The following is an 18,179-nucleotide window of genomic DNA, read 5'->3' as shown; positions in this document are numbered from 1 at the left end:
TCCTTTTAATCAAACAGTGATTCAATATCGTTAATCAGTTCGCTGGCGGTGATGGCATCAAGCGCGGAGAACGTGAGCGAGGGCTGTGTACTGTAGCGTTCCCCTGGTGAAGTCATTTTTACGCTTTCAACAGGTAGCAGGTCGCCATATCCCGTTTCGCCGTAAATCAATGAAAAAGGTTCTGTTTCAAGTTCGAGATCGCCATAAGGAGTAGATTTGCGCATCGCATAAACACTGCCGCTTTCTTCCAGACGTTGCCAGCCTCGGCGCTCCAGTCCGACAATGCGACCGGCCTGGCAAAGACGTCCTTGCCAGCGCGTCAGTTCGTGGGCGCTACGTTCATTATCAGCAAGACGATAACTACCACGATCGAGCTGTTGGAAGGGGGGAAGTAGTTCGTAATCAGCGTAAATTTGCCTGAATGCAGCGGCGGATTCAGCGGGAATTTCCAGCACATGCGGAATACCGATGTTTCCTGCTGGCAGCGTGAATAGCTCATCTTGTGCATCGCTGTAGGTGCTGTCTTCTGCCACGCGGAAACAGGCTATAAGGGTGTTTTCATCGTTATATACTCCCCATAATAGCCGTCGGGTTAAGTGACACATCAGCGGATGTTCCACCAGAAAGAGACGGAACTGCTCTGCCGTCCAGCGTCTGCGCTGGCACATGGCTTGTTCCAGACGGGTAATTTGCTGGTTGGCGATAGCACGAACATCTTTTTTCAACTGTTTGAAGAGGATAACTGCGTCAGTTGACAGTGTTTTATCATCACTCTGGTTGGGTTTAGGTAAATCTTTCAGAACTTTGCCGTTTTTGTCGCGCACGACGGGTTTTAAGGTTTCATCAAAACCAACGGTGAATTGGCGTGAGCCGAAATCCAGTGTCAGCGAGCCGTTGATATCAAGCCCTAAATCCGGTGCCAGGCGGTCTTCCAGTTCGGCCATTGTCAGTCCGCGATTTTCAGCGACCATGTTGATTTTGTCGCTGGCATGTTCTTGTAATGCAACGAATTTAATCTTTTGCGCAATACCATTAAGCAACATCAGCGCAATATCGCTACCGATATTGGCTAGCACATCCAAACCATAAACAGCTCTTTTATGCTGGGATTCACCCGGCCAGGCGCGGATGAGCGGGGTTAGTTTACGCGCGGTGTCGTCATTGCCTAAAATCCCCAGCGAGGTAAATGCCCAATTTTCTTTTGCGGGTGCGCCAGCTTCCGTCCATGCGGTATACAGATCCCAACCAAAGTCAGCCAGTGATTCGCGGGTGAAGGTTTCTTTGATGATCGCCAGCCCAGCGTAGGGGGTAATGTCGCGAGGAAAGCTCAACATTGTGCCGAGGTGGCGCATAGCGTCATCTGGCAGAGGCAGGTTGTTACTTTTAAGCCGTGGTCTGCGCCATAAGCTGAACTGATAAAAGCCGGGCAGTGGGGCGATTTTAGCGGGATATTCTTCCAGCGGGTCGCTATCAAATAATGTTGCCAGCGCAGCTAAAACATCAGGTTGATTATACCCTTGGGCGATTTCCTCAATCGTTTCTCGCTGGTTTAATTTCACCAGCAGGCGGAGTGCCTGGCGGGCACAATCACGATCTTTTCCTTGTTTGCCCAGTGCCACAGGAAGTAGCCCGGCGGTTGCATGGCGTGGGAAGTTAACCAGCCATTTTCGGGCATCTTCAGCAGACATTTTTTTCTGTAATCGCTGCGCCATCGGTAATGCTAATTCGCTGACGCCCAGGAAAAGGGTGAATATCCACAACTGTTGTGGCTTACGTTGCAGACATTTCATAAACGCAGGAATGGCCGCGTCACCAAAAATCGCCAGAATTTCTCTCTCGCCGGAGAATTGCTCTTCATTAATTATTTGATTGAGAAAATAAATAGCATGCTGAGTGGGTAGGAAGCAGAGCGCGTACAACTGCCAGTGTCTGCTTCCTTTGTTATGGTATTGCGCAAACTCTGCTTTCAGCGCGGGGAAATCGAAACGTAACAGGGCATCAACTGCGCTTTGTGGCATTATTTTTTTTCGTATTGTTCTTCTCCGGTTCTGCGCCATTCCTTAAACCCCAGTCGCCAAAGGATTTGCTGTTCTGGCGTTAAAGGGATGAAAGACGTTTCCCAGCTTTCCTTTTCAATTAGTGGCAGATCGGTAAATAATGTTTGCTGTGATGCCTGAAATTTCGCGATTTCACTGAATCTGGATATGTCAGTATGACTGATTAACTCTGTAATTCCTGGTGTGATATCAGTGACGGCAGGAACTGGAAGCACCGGTAAATCAAATACGGGTATTGCATTCTTTTTCTTATTTATTACCCACGGTGGAGCGGTAAACAGCTCCGGCAACATATCCGCAGTGGCATATTCACATTCATCAGTCACAGGTGCGGACGACATTCAGATAATATGCCTGCCGCTTTAGCATTAACCCAGGGAATAACGTCACATACCAACTCTGGCGTGGCGGTAATCAGTTTGACAAGTGCGTTACGCCACTGTGCATCTTCATGTATTGCCAGTAAAGTTGCATAAGCGGCAATAGCCGCAGCGGGATGTTTTTGGCAGGCTTTGCTTAAGTATTCCAGGTGCTTTTTCTTGCCAATTACACCAAGGATCAGAATTTGAATCGCATCCGGGTGATTCGTTTTCCATAACCATTTGACAAGATTTTCAGCGTTGGCATGTATGTGAGTGAAAAGGTCTGTGTATTTTACGGGATACTCGACAGGTAGCTTGAGAAGAATTCGGCTTACACCGTGCACTCCATTATTTGCCAGTAACGTAGCCAGATAATTGCGGAAATCATTATACAGTGGAGGGAAACCATATTTTTCCAGCGTAGCCAGGGCAACGTCATCGCTTGCTATCATACATAACCAGGTCATCGCCGGAACGTTTTGATCTGCATAATGTAGCGCCATGGCATTGGCAATATCCGGGCGTTCAGGGATCAGTAACGCCGCAAAAGGTTGCCGTGCCGGGGAGAGCGAGGGAATGGCGGTAAGTACTTTATCTACACAGCGTTGCCACTCATCTTCTGAAGCGAGTGAAAGATAATGGCATAGACGCTGATGCCAACTCGGTAGCGATTCTGCTTCGAGATCAGGAGGAATTATGGTCGTGACGTCAGTTTTTACTGGTTTATATTTTAGTTGAAGAGCACGAAGAGCGATTTCAACGGTAGTTTCCAGTCCACAGCGAATGACTAAGTCATCGACCAGTTCATCTGCAGAGTAAGAGTTCCAGAAACTCCAGAGCAATGCAGCATCAGATTGCACACTCCCTGTTTGTTGATTATCCAGAATTCGCCTTTGTAACTCGGCAAACGCTAGCTGCCAGTTTTCAGGATAAGAGCGGTAATTGTTGTCGGGGTCATATGCCCTGGTGTTATCTGCGATGCGCTTCCATATTTCACCATCTTTATACAGGTAACCGATTTCTCTCGGCCTGCGGCGATGAGGAAAAGCAAATCGATTAATATCGTCAGTTACCGGAATCGTCGCATCATCAGCAAGCCAGGGGCATTTATTCTTATTTACAGGAGGAGTTTCAACTTCAGGAGTGACTCTGGCTTTGGTGGCTGGCGGGAGATTCACATTTGCCGAAGCGTCTTCCACATAGCCTTTTTTCGTTTTCTCCGCAATCAGCTTCAGCTCCGCTTTTTCCGCTGCTGCAGCGTCCGCAAAGTTTTTTACCTGGCTTTGTCCGTTGGTGCCAACTTTGCCCCAACTGATATGCAGCTCGTTGCCATGCGGCTCCACCATCCAGAATTTATGTGATTTTTCGTCCTGATAGATAAACTGTCTCATTCTGCATTCCTGTGCTTTTATCCAGTTGAATACAGATGCTAACAGTATTTATGCAGGTTAGAGAGAGACGAAATCGCAAGAAAACAACTTTAGGAATTTATAAAGAAAAGGCGCTGTCGATGCAGCGCCTTGAAGGGGAATTATTTCACCTGATGACCCGGTTTAGCACCGGCATCCGGGCTTAACAGGAAGATATCTTTCCCGCCAGGACCGGCAGCCATCACCATGCCTTCGGAGATACCGAAGCGCATCTTACGCGGCGCCAGGTTAGCCACCATAATGGTGTGACGACCAATCAACGCTTGTGGGTCTGGATAAGCAGAACGAATGCCGGAGAAGACATTGCGTTTTTCACCGCCGAGATCCAGCGTCAGGCGCAGCAGCTTGTCAGAACCTTCAACAAACTCTGCGTTTTCGATCAGCGCCACGCGCAGGTCAACTTTGGCGAAGTCATCAAAGGTGATGGTTTCCTGAATCGGATCGTCTGCCAGCGGGCCAGTAACTGGCGCGGCGGTGGCTTTCACTTCTTCTTTGGATGCTTCCACCAGTGCTTCAACCTGCTTCATGTCGATGCGGTTATACAGTGCTTTGAACGGATTCACTTTATGTGCCAGCAGCGGTTGCTGGATACCATCCCAGGTCAGTTCCGTATTCAGGAACGCTTCCGCACGTTCAGTCAGTTTCGGCAGAACCGGCTTCAGATACGTCATCAGCACACGGAACAGGTTAATACCCATCGAGCAAATCGCCTGCAGGTCAGCATCGCGGCCTTCCTGTTTCGCCACCACCCACGGAGCCTGCTCGTCAACATAGCGGTTAGCCAGGTCAGCCAGCGCCATGATTTCGCGCACAGCTTTACCAAATTCGCGGCTTTCCCACGCTTCGCCAATCACTTCAGCGGCATCGGTAAAGGTTTTGTACAGCTCAGGGTCAGCCAGCTCGCTTGCCAGCACACCGTCAAAACGCTTGTTAATGAAGCCCGCGTTACGGGAGGCCAGGTTAACCACTTTGTTAACGATATCGGCATTCACACGCTGAACAAAATCTTCCAGGTTCAGGTCGATATCATCGATGCGTGAAGAGAGCTTCGCGGTGTAGTAGTAGCGCAGGCTGTCAGCGTCAAAGTGATTCAGCCAGGTGCTGGCTTTAATGAACGTGCCGCGAGATTTGGACATCTTCGCGCCGTTCACCGTCACATAGCCGTGAACAAACAGGTTGGTCGGCTTGCGGAAGTTGCTGCCTTCCAGCATGGCTGGCCAGAACAGGCTGTGGAAGTAAACGATATCTTTACCGATGAAGTGGTACAGCTCGGCGGTGGAATCTTTCTTCCAGTATTCATCGAAGCTGGTGGTATCGCCGCGCTTGTCGCACAGATTCTTGAAGGAACCCATGTAGCCAATCGGCGCATCCAGCCAGACATAGAAGTATTTACCCGGCGCGTTCGGAATTTCAAAACCGAAGTAAGGCGCGTCGCGGGAGATATCCCACTGTTGCAGACCGGATTCAAACCACTCCTGCATTTTGTTTGCCACCTGTTCCTGCAACGCGCCGCTGCGGGTCCATGCCTGCAACATTTCGCTGAAAGAGGGCAGATCAAAGAAGAAGTGTTCGGAATCACGCATTACCGGCGTAGCGCCAGAAACCACCGATTTCGGTTCAATCAGTTCAGTCGGGCTGTAAGTCGCACCGCATACTTCACAGTTATCGCCGTATTGATCTGGCGCTTTACATTTCGGGCAGGTGCCTTTCACAAAACGATCCGGCAGGAACATGCCTTTTTCCGGGTCGTACAACTGAGAGATAGTGCGGTTTTTAATAAAACCGTTCTCTTTCAGGCGAGTGTAAATAAGCTCCGACAACTGGCGGTTCTCTTCGCTGTGCGTTGAGTGATAGTTGTCATAGCTGATATTAAAGCCTGCGAAATCAGTCTGATGCTCCTGACTCATTTCGCCAATCATCTGCTCCGGGGAGATACCGAGTTGCTGAGCTTTCAGCATGATCGGCGTACCGTGCGCATCGTCGGCACAGATGAAGTTGACTTCGTGGCCGCGCATTCGCTGGTAACGGACCCAGACATCAGCCTGGATGTGCTCCAGCATATGGCCGAGGTGGATTGAGCCGTTAGCGTACGGCAGTGCGCACGTCACCAGAATTTTCTTCGCGACTTGAGTCATAGTAGGCATTACTTCTTAGTAGTGAAAAGGGGTTAGATAGTACCAAATGGGAAAATGTTAAGTAAGTACTTATCTATTTTCTTCAGGTAAACTATTTAGCTGATGGTTTATCTATATAAATAAGGAGTCGGGATGAACGAACAATCCCAGGCCAAATCACCAGAAGCCTTGCGCGCAATGGTCGCCGGGACACTGGCTAATTTTCAGCACCCAACCCTGAAGCATAACCTCACCACGCTGAAAGCATTGCATCATGTCGCCTGGATGGACGACACGCTGCATGTGGAACTGGTTATGCCGTTCGTCTGGCATAGCGCGTTCGAAGAGTTAAAAGAGCAATGTAGCGCCGAATTGCTGCGTATCACCGGGGCAAAAGCTATCGACTGGAAACTGTCGCATAGCATTGCCACGCTGAAACGCGTTAAAAATCAGCCGGGAATTAACGGCGTGAAGAACATTATCGCGGTCAGTTCCGGCAAAGGCGGCGTGGGTAAATCCTCCACGGCGGTAAACCTGGCGCTGGCGCTGGCGGCGGAAGGAGCGAAAGTCGGCATTCTGGATGCCGACATTTATGGCCCGTCGATCCCAACCATGCTGGGGGCAGAAAATCAGCGTCCGACCTCGCCGGACGGCACTCACATGGCGCCGATTATGTCTCATGGTCTGGCAACCAACTCGATTGGTTATCTGGTCACTGACGACAATGCGATGGTGTGGCGCGGCCCGATGGCCAGCAAGGCGCTGATGCAAATGTTGCAAGAAACCTTATGGCCCGATCTGGACTATCTGGTGCTTGATATGCCGCCAGGCACCGGTGATATTCAATTGACACTGGCGCAGAATATTCCAGTGACCGGTGCTGTAGTGGTCACTACGCCGCAAGACATCGCATTGATTGATGCGAAAAAAGGCATTGTGATGTTCGAGAAAGTCGAAGTGCCGGTACTGGGCATTGTCGAGAACATGAGCGTGCATATCTGCAGTAATTGTGGTCATCACGAGCCGATTTTTGGCACCGGTGGTGCAGAGAAACTGGCTGAGAAATATCACACGCAGTTGCTGGGTCAGATGCCGTTGCACATTAGCCTGCGTGAAGACCTCGACAAAGGCACACCGACCGTTATCAGCCGTCCGGAGAGCGAATTTACCGCTATCTATCGTCAACTGGCTGACCGCGTTGCTGCCCAGCTCTACTGGCAGGGAGAAGTTATTCCTGGCGAGATCTCCTTCCGCGCAGTCTAACGCGTATTAACCTTTCTGGGTACACTTCATACACCGCAGCAATGTTACATTGATGCGGTGTATTTATTTTTGCAGCTATAATGAACAGCTTTTTTAATGCTGCGAATATTCTGCGGATCTTCGTCCGAAACTGAACAAAGTAGATTGATCGTGCAGGCAATGCCCATTTACCATCCTTCGTGGCTGTGTAGTGGATGTACAGCTATAGTTTGTTATGCACTCAATCTATCCAGGCATAACCTTTACTACAGGGATAACGTTCAATGAATAAGTATTGGCTGTCAGGAATTATTTTTCTCGCCTATGGATTGGCGTCTCCCGCGTTTTCATCAGATACCGCCACATTAACTATCAATGGCAGGATCAGCCCCCCGACATGCAGTATGGATATTGTTAATAGCCAGCCCCGACAGCATTGCGGTCAGGTATTGCAAAGCGTTGATTCCCGGTATCGGATTTCTTCACCGGTAAAAGGCGTCACGACAGAGCTGGTTGCTGCGGGTAATGGGAACAAACGGCAAATCGTTTTAAATCGCTACGATTAAATCTGGCAATATCGGGGTTAAAGAGTTTAGAAAGCTGAAATCATTCATGTGAATGATTTCAGCTTTTTTATTGATATTAAAAATGACAGCTACAGTAATTCGTATTAATTAATAGATTTGATAAATATTTAATATCATTAGCTATTTGTTGTGTTTATATTGCAATAGTTAATTTGCTTTAAATCAATAAAACAATATGTTTACATTGCGGTAACTTTTGAAGCGTGAGAAATTTGTTACCAGGAGATACAGACTCTTAACAACCAAAAATAAATTCTATTAAGGAACATGTTATGAAACGTTCAATTATTGCTGCCGCTGTCTTTTCTTCTTTTTTCATGAGTGCTGAGGTATTTGCTGCTGATGTTGATACCGGGACTTTAACCATTAAAGGGAATATTGCAGAGTCCCCATGTAAATTCGAAGCAGGTGGTGATTCAGTAAGTATTAATATGCCGACTGTACCAACTACTGTCTTTGATGGTAAATCTAAATATTCTACCTATGATGATGCGGTCGGTGTAACCAGTAGCATGTTAAAAATTAGCTGTCCGAAAGAGGTTGCTGGTGTAAAACTTTCGTTGATTACCAACGATAAAATAATTGGCAACGATAAAGCTATAGCCAGTAGTAACGATACCGTGGGCTACTATCTCTATTTAGGTGATAACAGCGATGTCCTGGATGTTTCTGCACCTTTTAATATTGAAAGTTATAAAACAGCGGATGGTCAATATGCGATCCCGTTTAAAGCGAAATATCTGAAACTGACAGAAAACTCAGTGCAATCAGGTGATGTAGTATCTTCTTTAGTTATGCGTGTAGCCCAGGATTAATAATTAAATAAATTTGCAAGTTTCTCCAGGTAATAGACATGGCCGCTATCCCCATGGCGGCTTTTTAATTTAAAGAGGAATTAAGATGAAAGGATTATTACCCTTGCTCATCTCTTCGATGGTTTTTCCTGCACATGCCGGAGTTGTTATCTACGGGACACGTATTATTTACCCGGCAGAAAAAAAAGAAGTGATGATACAGTTGATGAATCAGGGTGATCGCTCTTCGCTGCTTCAGGCGTGGATTGATGATGGTGATACTTCACTCCCACCAGAAAAAATCCAGGTTCCTTTTATGTTAACGCCACCAGTGGCAAAAATAGGGGCAAATTCCGGGCAGCAAGTAAAAATTAAAATCATGCCGAATAAACTGCCCACTAATAAAGAGAGTATTTTTTATCTGAATATTCTGGATATTCCACCAAATAGTCCAGAACAAGAAGGCAAAAATGCACTGAAGTTTGCGATGCAAAACAGAATTAAATTGTTTTATCGACCGGCGGGTATCCCACCGGTAAACAAAGCAATATTTAAAAAATTGCTGGTGAATCGCAGTGGTAATCATTTGGTGATAAAAAATGACTCAGCGAATTGGGTAACGATTTCTGATGTAAAAGCCAATAATGTCAAAGTTAATTATGAAACTATCATGATTGCACCATTAGAAAGTCAGAGTGTTAACGTAAAAAATAATAATGCAAATAGCTGGCATCTGACCATTATTGATGATCATGGCAACTATATTAGTGACAAAATTTAATTGCAGGAGCTGCCTATGTTGAGAATGACCCCACTTGCATCAGCAATCGTTGCGTTATTGCTCGGCATTGAAGCTTATGCGGCTGAAGAAACCTTTGATACCCATTTTATGATGGGGGGAATGAAAGACCAACAGGTTGCTCATATTCGTCTGGATGATAATCAACCTTTGCCTGGCCAATATGAAATCGATATTTATGTTAATAAACAATGGCGCGGTAAATATGAAATTAGCGTTAAAGATAATCCGCAAGAAACGTGTTTATCGAGGGATATTATCAAACGGTTAGGTATTAATACCGATAACTTTGCCAGCGACAAGCAATGTTTAACATTAGAGCAACTTGTTCAGGGGGGGAGTTATGCCTGGGATATCGGCGTTTTTCGTCTCGATTTCAGTGTTCCGCAAGCCTGGGTGGAAGAGCTGGAAAGTGGCTATGTTCCACCGGAAAACTGAGAACGGGGAATTAATGCGGTTTACACCTCTTATTATGTGAGTCAGTATTACAGCGACTATAAAGCGTCGGGAAATAGCAAAAGTACCTATGTACGTTTTAACAGCGGGTTAAATTTTCTGGGGTGGCAACTGCATTCTGATGCCAGTTTTAGCAAAACAGATAACAATACAGGGGAGTGGAAAAGCAATACACTGTATCTGGAACGTGGATTTTCTCAAATTCTCGGCACGCTGCGTATTGGTGATATGTACACGTCAGCCGATATATTTGATTCCGTTCGCTTCAGCGGAGTTCGGTTATTTCGTGATATGCAGATGTTGCCAAACTCGAAGCAAAATTTTACCCCGCGGGTACAGGGGATTGCCCAGAGTAACGCGCTGGTAACTATTGAACAGAACGGTTTTGTCGTTTATCAGAAAGAGGTTCCACCAGGCCCGTTTTCGATTAGTGATTTGCAGTTAGCGGGCGGAGGTGCGGATCTTGATGTGAGTGTTAAGGAAGCCGATGGTTCAGTTACTACATATCTGGTGCCTTATGCGGCAGTACCTAATATGCTGCAACCCGGCGTGTCGAAATATGATTTTGCAGCGGGCCGTAGTCATATTGAAGGTGCGAGCAAGCAAAGTGATTTTGTCCAGGCAGGTTATCAGTATGGTTTTAATAACTTATTGACGCTGTATGGCGGCACAATGATTGCTAATAATTACTACGCGTTTACCCTGGGAACAGGTTGGAACACGCGCATTGGCGCAATTTCAGTCGACGCAACTAAATCGCACAGTAAGCAAGACAATGGTGATGTGTTTGACGGGCAAAGTTATCAAATTGCTTATAACAAATTTTTGAGCCAAACATCGACACGTTTTGGTCTGGCGGCCTGGCGTTATTCGTCGCGTGATTACCGGACGTTTAACGATTATGTGTGGGCAAATAATAAAGATAATTATCGTCGTGATAAAAACGATGTCTATGACATTGCCGATTATTACCAGAATGATTTTGGTCGCAAAAATAGCTTTTCCGCCAATATGAGTCAGTCAATGCCAGAAGGCTGGGGATCTGTGTCATTAAGTACTTTATGGCGGGATTACTGGGGGCGTAGCGGCAGCAGTAAAGATTATCAGTTGAGTTATTCCAATAATTTGCAACGGATAAGCTATACCCTCGCGGCAAGTCAGGCATATGACGAGAATCATCATGAAGAGAAACGCTTTAATATTTTTATATCGATACCCTTTGACTGGGGAGATGACGTTACGACGCCTCGTCGGCAAATATATATCTCTAACTCAACGACGTTTGATGATCAGGGTTTTGCCTCAAATAATACGGGATTATCAGGAACAGTAGGGAGTCGAGATCAGTTCAATTATGGTGTCAACCTGAGTCATCAACATCAGGGAAATGAAACGACAGCAGGGGCGAATTTAACCTGGAACGCGCCTGTGGCGACAGTGAATGGCAGTTATAGTCAGTCGAGTAATTATCGGCAGGCTGGAGCCAGTGTTTCAGGGGGCATTGTCGCCTGGTCGGGTGGCGTTAATCTGGCGAATCGTCTTTCTGAAACTTTTGCCGTGATGCATGCGCCGGGAATTAAAGATGCTTATGTGAATGGGCAAAAATATCGCACCACGAACCGTAATGGTGTCGTGATATACGACGGAATAACTCCTCATCGGGAAAATCACCTGATGCTGGATGTATCGCAAAGTGACAGTGAAACAGAATTACGCGGTAACCGTAAAATTGCCGCCCCTTATCGCGGCGCGGTCGTTCTGGTCAATTTCGACACCGATCAACGCAAACCCTGGTTTATAAAAGCATTAAGAGTGGATGGGCAACCGTTAACATTTGGCTACGAAGTCAATGATATCCACGGTCATAATATTGGCGTTGTCGGCCAGGGAAGTCAGCTTTTTATTCGCACCAATGAAATACCACCAGCGGTTAATGTGGCAATTGATAAGCAACAAGGGCTTTCATGCACAATCACCTTCGGTAAAGAGATTGATGAAAGTAAAAATTATATCTGTCGGTGAGAGGTGGAATATGATTTTCAGAAATGGAATGTTACTAATTTTTATTTTATGGGCTAATTTTACCTGGGCTGGATGTCGTACCACTGCATCATTAAATATTACTGATAGTATTAATGTGGGGGAGATTTTAGCGAATGAGGTTTCCTTTAGTAAAAGTGTCGTGTTTACGGGGATATCTTGTGATACGAGCACGGATAAAATAGTCTATAAAAATATCCAAAGTGATTGGGTTGAAGTTGGACCTTTTGGTAATAGCGAAAAGTTAAAGGTTAAAATAGAGTCTTTAGGTAAAACCAGTGACACGATTGGGAAATCCAGCAATGCGCAGGCAGTATTACCCTATGTGGTTAAAATATCCAAAGGTACACCTGATTTTACTGGAGAAAGAAAACCTACCTGGTTTATTTCAGATACTGTGATTGCAAATATTGGCGGTGAGTCATCTTCATCCATTGACTTTTGGTTGGGTATTTGTAAGACATTGAAGATTAACTGGTGTGTAAGTTATCTCACCAGTAAACTGGCGGGGGATACATTTACGCTTGGGTTAAGTATTTCCTATTATCCTAAAAATACGACCTGTAAGCCTGAAAACACAATAATAAAAGTAGATGATATTGCCTTGTCCCAACTCAGAAGTCAGGGAAAGATTACGGCGAACAGTAAGGAAGGAATAATTACGTTGAAGTGTGATAATCTTTTCGGCGGCACAAAACAAGCATCGCGGAATATGGTCGTATATCTTTCTAGCAGTGACTTAGTTACAGGAAGCAATACAATTTTGCGTGGCAACATAGATAATGGTGTAGGATTTGTTTTGGATCTAAAAGAACCACCAAAAGGGACTGAAGCAGCCATCAAAATTTCTGCTAGCGGCGATCAGGGCGCGGCGACATCATTATGGAAAACAGATAAACCCGGAGCTCCTTTAAATAGTAATATTATTAATATACCTGTCCTGGCCAGTTACTATGTATACGATAAAAATAAAGTTAAATCGGGTGCACTTGAGGCAACTGCACTGATCAACGTGAAATACGACTAATAACAAACAAGACGAGCAAGTGGCTAATAATAAAAAATAATAAGGTGTCTGCATTTCCCCCTCTCTCCGAGGGGGCTTTTTTTAGCGATGATAAAAAATCTCACCGTCGTAGGCTTTAATGATTTTTCCGTCGGTATCATTGATCAGCACATATGCACCGCCCATATAGGTCCAGTGGGTTCCAGCGTCAGGTGCGGGTAAGTTACGCAACTGCCACTGCTTAATGTTGTACTCATCGGTACGGTACATTTCTGGTACGGTGTCACCTGGTTTGAAATGCTTGAAGTCAGCAATGAAACTGCTTAACTCATACTTCGAAATTCCCGAGGCATTGGTCGAACCCGCGGTGGCTGGTGCGGCCCATGCTGCGCTGGTTACCAGCAAAAGCGCACCCAGCAACATCTTATTTTTTATGGTCATATACTCTCCACTTTGGGGATCAGTAAAATCAGTCGCATATCTTTCCTGCCATACAATATAACCGACAAGAGATATTTTGTTAGTGATCCCATGATTTCGTAAAAAGTGTAAATGAAAGGATGCAGCAAAAGCATCCTCATTGAGCGAGAAGTGAGCGGAATAAGCTGATTTAAGAATCATCCTGGGCTAAAGGGATAACGAAGCCCAGGTGATTGTTTTATCTCATAATACCCATAAAGCCATGCACTCCCATATACAATCCGACTAAACCAATTAACAGACTGGAAAAATAGGGGGCACGTTTAGCGAGGGTGTTAAATCCGCTCCAGCGTTTTGCAACCTGCTGAACACTGATTGCTGCGCCAACGCCTACGGTGACCAGCGTTAATGCCAGGCCGATGCTGAAACTGACGACCAGAGTTGCACCCAATGTGAGGGCTTTCAACTGAATGCAAATCAACAACACTGTTATTGCCGCAGGGCAGGGGATAAGCCCGCCGGTTAAGCCAAACAGCAAAATTTGCCAGTTGGTGACCTCTCTACCATCAAAGCGTCGTTTAATGTCACTGGCATGAGCCAGCGCATGAGCATCCTGATACTCGTCGCTCTGACCATGCTCGTGATGGTGATGATGTTCATGGTCATGATGGTGATGCTCGTGCATATTCTCAAGCCAGTTTCTTTCGCCGCGCCAGGTACGCCAGAACATCCAGAATGCGGTGCCAAGAATGATCACCGCGGAAATCAACTGAAGCCACGGCTCCGCTGACTGCGCAGTAAAGCGTTTGCTGATCACCATCCCGCCAAAGGCAATCAACCAAACCACCGCCGTATGTGAAATAGTTGCCGCCAGTCCAAGCATCACCGCCTGTTTAATGGTGCCTTTAATGGCGATGATAAACGCTGCCATCATCGTTTTTGAGTGCCCTGGCTCCAGCCCATGAAGCGCACCAAGTAAGATGGCGCTGGGGATGAAAAACCAGGCGTTTCCTTGCTGAAGAAGAGTGGTAAATTCGGTCATGATAATAATTCTTAGTATTAAATCGACGCCCTGATTCTACTCCCCCCCAGTACATGATACTACCCCCCCAGTAGATTAATAGTGCTATGATTTTTCATTATCTTGTTAACCAGGTGTTGCCATGTCTCATACCATCCGTGACAAACAGAAACTGAAAGCGCGCGCCAGTAAGATTCAGGGACAGGTTGTTGCGCTCAAGAAAATGCTCGACGAGCCGCACGAATGTGCTGCCGTACTACAACAGATTGCCGCCATTCGTGGTGCGGTAAACGGCTTGATGCGAGAAGTGATTAAAGGCCATCTGACGGAACACATTGTTCATCAGGGCGATGAATTAAAGCGTGAAGAAGATCTGGATGTCGTTCTGAAGGTGCTGGATTCTTATATAAAATAATTTCACAACGTTATTGTAATATCGTCGTTTTTCCTCGTTTACAACGTGTGCGCGGGGCCTTACCATCCTTATCTGCGATCCATCATCGCAACCAAACGGCTCGGGGTGCCCTTCTGCGTGAAGGCTGAGAAATACCCGTATCACCTGATCTGGATAATGCCAGCGTAGGGGGCCAAAATAGTCTTGAAAATTATGTGGTTGCATCTCTTTTTGACCATAAATCATGCTGTTAAGGTACAAAAAGGGGTCGTTTATGAGGTCAAGAACTCTCCCATACACATTTCAGCGAAACGGTAATTACTATCTACAAATCCGGCTTTCGGATGGTCGGATATACAAAAAATCACTTTTTACTGACAGTTATCGCGAAGCATCGGTGTTGATGATTGGCCTTACTCCGTACATTCCTTTCGTTAAATCACTCGCTACTCCGTTGCCGCAATTTAATAAGTTTGTTTCAAACTTGATCGCTTCGTCACGTAACGTAATGATTCCATTGCCATTCCCTCAGCAATTGAACAATATTTCTAAAGAAGTTTTGCAGCTTCAACCACCAGCCAAACCGGAAAAGGTGCTAACACTTGCTGATGCGTGGGCTATGTACAAGGAGGAAAGAGGTCGAAATTGGACAAAATCGATCTCAATGGCAAATGAGCGTTATATGGAGGTATTGCTTGTTGTCTTGGGAAAAGAAACAGAGGTAACGGTAATCACCAAACAAGATATTAAGCGAGTAATGGAAACTGTCGAAAACTTACCAAAGCGTGTAGTGCAACCGTATAGGTCAATGACTATTCAGCAACTAATCGAATGTGATGATGTGCTGCCAGAGGATTTAGTTGGTGCTGAGGCTGTACATAAGCACCTTAAAATCTACAAATCGTTATTCAAAACATTTTTGACTGAAAGCAAAGATATTCTATCTAAGTCTCCGACTGATGGAATAGTAGCGGCACCATCTAAAGCTAGGTTTGGTGCATACAGTGCAGCAGAAATGAAAAAATTTGTAGGATGGGCACTAAAGCAGCCTGATGGATGGCAGAAGTGGATCACTTTGTTGTTGGCGTACACAGGAGCCAGAAGAGGTGAGATTGCTAAACTGGAGAAGTCGCAGATCAAATTTGATGAGGATAGCCAGCGGTATTATCTCCTGATCGAGGAAGGAAGGCTGGGTAAAACTGAGAATGCTACAAGACAGGTAGTGATTCATCCCAAACTGATTGAGTGGGGGTTTCTGGATTTTGTTAACCGCCAATGGAAAGAGAAAATCTTTTCGGAAGTCTCAGGTCGAAATATGTCAAAGATAGGTAAAGTTCTTTCAGATGTTCGTGATCAGCTTGATATTCCTTATCTTGATGATTATGGGCAGCGGCGCTTGGTGCATAGTTTCCGGCATACGATGATTTCAACTTGTTTAGCTGGTTGGGTTGATAACTTAGCGCATTTGCAACAAGTAGTTGGACACGAGAAAAGCGGAGCAGGGATCACACAGCGATATTTGCACACATTTCCACTAAATTCAGTTTGTTACGTTATTGACGGACTGTGTTGGGCATAATACGGATTAGTTTCTATCCATTTGTGATGGTGATCAAAAAGTCTTTAGGATTGTCTTGAAAAATAGCAGGGGGTTATTCATATAGTTTTACTAAGGAAGGATAAGTTATGGCTAACTGTGAAGATGAACATCGTTACTGGAATTTTTTTGAACATCTGCCTGATGATCAGGAGGAGTAGGAAGACATAAGTGCTGCGGTTGTGCTTATGAAAGAGGATACCAGGCAGGAACCAGAAGATATGAGCCCCTCATATTGATTTAGATTCCCTTCCTGAAAGCCAAGTAGGGAATTGTCGGCACAAGAGTCTCCTGCTGCCTATGCTCAAGGCTTTCTTGACGGTATCTCATCGTAATATTGGAACAAGCAATTTTTAATGTAATACTTATCAAGGAGATGGGATGGCAATTCGAAGAATCGCTTACGCATATTATGATCCGGACTGGATTAAAGGCGAGCATACGCTCCTTGCTCTCAAAAGAAATACCGTTGAGCCTTTGGCTTACTCGCTATATATGAAAGGGTATCTTTTCTGTCCATCTTGCTATGAACATATCACCCGAGTACCTGCTGATCCCGATAAGGGGATTACTACGAACGGCGTTCCTGCTTATTATAAACATCTTAAAGATGATAATGCACCTTTTTGTAGCTTAAGATGCGGACCCATTCAGTACAAAAAATATTCATCTCAGGAAGATGCAAAAAAAGCAGTTGAAGACGAGGAGCTTATCGTCATAAGCGGTTTTCTTGAATCCCGTCCAGATAATAATCCCAGAATAGATTCTGAAAATGAATCAATACCTATTGATTCACATTTTGAGAGAAAAAATGGGAAAGAGGTTTCATTGCCTATTTCACGCCATAATGGCGAATCTTTCAAGGTTCCCAGTCAGGTAACAAGTGTACAATCCCTATGCGTTAATTTTGATCATAATTATTATCGAGAGATCTACCTTGTTGATGAGGATAGTAGAGCTAAACGTTATAGGTTGTGTGACTCATTAAAAGAAATCAATGATATAGAAAAGGGTAGTACAGAGCCATCATTCTATTTTGGTGAGTTTTGGAAGATTCAGCGGTTTTCAGGTCACAGCAATGTTTGGTTGAAGATCAAGCAAGGAGCGCCATTTAAAGATTTTAGAATAAGGATTACTAATGATACTGCTGATGGGAGAGGCTTTTTTAATGAAAAAAACCTTGGGCGGCTGGTTATTTTTTATAGCAAAGTCAATGCGGTTGGGATGGGATATATGACTCCTCAGCTTGGATGGGGGGAAGTTGCTCTGTTACCCGCTAAGTATGATGAGTTTCTAATTAAAGATTATATGCTATCGCATCAAATTGAATAATAGTTTTGGGATATTTATGATTGAATCTCTTAAAATTGCTACCCACTGATAACACAGTGTTTTTAAGCACAAAGCTGAGCGATATGCTGGCTACTAGGACCCGTCAGGATTATGAGACTTGTCGAGCACGACAAAAGCAAGCAAAAGCTGCTGGTATGTATGTTTGTAAAGCTAAGGATAAAAGGGCGCGGGAAGTTGTTAAATCATTACTCAGTGCAGGGCACAAACCCGCGAAAGTGATGGAACTGGCTGGCGTATCGCACGTCACTTTTTACTGCATCAAGAAGAAGGATATGGCGTGATTGCTCACGCCTGATATTAAACCTCAGAACACAAACTAAGCGTATAGATAGCAGTCTGTCCGTCGTTGTTAGTCGGACGCATAACGAAAATAGGCTGACTTGTAGTGGCACACTAAATTTGGCCACCTGAACAGAGGTGATATGCTCACCTCAGAACAACACAGGTGCTCCAATGAAAAAAAGAAATTTCAGCGCAGAGTTTAAACGCGAATCCGCTCAACTGGTT

The 18,179-nt window shown here is 45.3% G+C and carries 11 protein-coding genes, 2 pseudogenes and 1 riboswitch; of the genes and pseudogenes, 9 read left to right on the top strand and 4 right to left on the bottom strand.

The features are described from left to right. Positions 1 to 5 precede the first annotated feature (5 nt). A pseudogene (locus C7B16_RS25595) lies at positions 6 to 3,810 on the bottom strand (WGR and DUF4132 domain-containing protein). A 140-nt stretch (positions 3,811 to 3,950) separates the two neighbouring features. Then, positions 3,951 to 5,984 carry a methionine--tRNA ligase gene (metG, locus tag C7B16_RS05595; protein ID WP_016262136.1) on the bottom strand — a complete coding sequence of 678 codons (2,034 nt, stop codon included), beginning with the start codon at positions 5,982 to 5,984 and terminating at the stop codon, positions 3,951 to 3,953. Between the two features lie 132 nt (positions 5,985 to 6,116). On the opposite strand from metG, the gene apbC reads away from it, so the two are divergent. The 6 genes and pseudogenes from apbC to C7B16_RS05565 all read left to right on the top strand — a co-directional run bounded on the left by apbC (position 6,117) and on the right by C7B16_RS05565 (position 12,908). Then, positions 6,117 to 7,226, top strand: coding sequence for an iron-sulfur cluster carrier protein ApbC (gene apbC, locus C7B16_RS05590; RefSeq protein ID WP_001005460.1), 1,110 nt, complete (start codon positions 6,117 to 6,119; stop codon positions 7,224 to 7,226). 263 nt (positions 7,227 to 7,489) lie between these two features. Further along, positions 7,490 to 7,771 carry a DUF2574 family protein gene (locus C7B16_RS05585; protein ID WP_032240673.1) on the top strand — a complete coding sequence of 94 codons (282 nt, stop codon included), beginning with the start codon at positions 7,490 to 7,492 and terminating at the stop codon, positions 7,769 to 7,771. Between the two features lie 293 nt (positions 7,772 to 8,064). Continuing rightward, positions 8,065 to 8,607 carry a fimbrial protein gene (locus tag C7B16_RS05580; protein WP_000830451.1) on the top strand — a complete coding sequence of 181 codons (543 nt, stop codon included), beginning with the start codon at positions 8,065 to 8,067 and terminating at the stop codon, positions 8,605 to 8,607. An 85-nt stretch (positions 8,608 to 8,692) separates the two neighbouring features. Beyond that, on the top strand, positions 8,693 to 9,367 hold the full coding sequence (locus tag C7B16_RS05575; protein ID WP_001516677.1) for a fimbria/pilus periplasmic chaperone: 675 nt from the start codon (positions 8,693 to 8,695) through the stop codon (positions 9,365 to 9,367). A 15-nt stretch (positions 9,368 to 9,382) separates the two neighbouring features. After that, positions 9,383 to 11,863 (top strand): annotated as a pseudogene (locus C7B16_RS05570) (fimbrial biogenesis outer membrane usher protein). A gap of 10 nt (positions 11,864 to 11,873) precedes the next feature. Continuing rightward, the gene (locus tag C7B16_RS05565) at positions 11,874 to 12,908 is read left to right on the top strand and encodes a fimbrial protein (RefSeq protein WP_107179497.1); all 1,035 of its coding nucleotides are present in this window, start codon (positions 11,874 to 11,876) and stop codon (positions 12,906 to 12,908) included. A gap of 81 nt (positions 12,909 to 12,989) precedes the next feature. Here C7B16_RS05565 and rcnB read toward each other — a convergent pair whose 3' ends face one another. Both rcnB and C7B16_RS05555 read right to left on the bottom strand, forming a co-directional pair. After that, positions 12,990 to 13,328, bottom strand: coding sequence for a Ni(II)/Co(II) efflux transporter accessory subunit RcnB (gene rcnB, locus C7B16_RS05560; RefSeq protein ID WP_000153060.1), 339 nt, complete (start codon positions 13,326 to 13,328; stop codon positions 12,990 to 12,992). A gap of 217 nt (positions 13,329 to 13,545) precedes the next feature. Beyond that, positions 13,546 to 14,349 (bottom strand): nickel/cobalt efflux protein RcnA, encoded by an 804-nt coding sequence (locus C7B16_RS05555; RefSeq protein ID WP_107179463.1) that lies wholly within the window; start codon positions 14,347 to 14,349, stop codon positions 13,546 to 13,548. Positions 14,350 to 14,470: 121 nt separating this feature from the next. Between C7B16_RS05555 and rcnR the strand changes: the two genes are divergently transcribed. From rcnR to C7B16_RS05535, 3 genes are all read left to right on the top strand, one after another. Beyond that, the gene (gene rcnR / locus C7B16_RS05550) at positions 14,471 to 14,743 is read left to right on the top strand and encodes a Ni(II)/Co(II)-binding transcriptional repressor RcnR (RefSeq protein WP_000019944.1); all 273 of its coding nucleotides are present in this window, start codon (positions 14,471 to 14,473) and stop codon (positions 14,741 to 14,743) included. Between the two features lie 91 nt (positions 14,744 to 14,834). After that, positions 14,835 to 14,930: riboswitch (TPP riboswitch) on the top strand. A gap of 66 nt (positions 14,931 to 14,996) precedes the next feature. Further along, positions 14,997 to 16,301, top strand: a complete 1,305-nt coding sequence (locus tag C7B16_RS05545) for a tyrosine-type recombinase/integrase (protein WP_107179462.1) — start codon at positions 14,997 to 14,999, stop codon at positions 16,299 to 16,301. A 399-nt stretch (positions 16,302 to 16,700) separates the two neighbouring features. After that, a complete protein-coding gene (locus tag C7B16_RS05535; protein WP_107179461.1) occupies positions 16,701 to 17,651 on the top strand; it encodes a hypothetical protein in 951 nt (316 codons plus the stop codon). Positions 17,652 to 18,179 lie beyond the last annotated feature (528 nt).

The organism is Escherichia sp. 20412-1, assembly GCF_003027595.1.
In the GTDB taxonomy this organism is placed as follows: Bacteria; Pseudomonadota; Gammaproteobacteria; order Enterobacterales; family Enterobacteriaceae; genus Escherichia; species Escherichia marmotae.
This window is presented reverse-complemented; position numbering and strand designations above follow the sequence as displayed.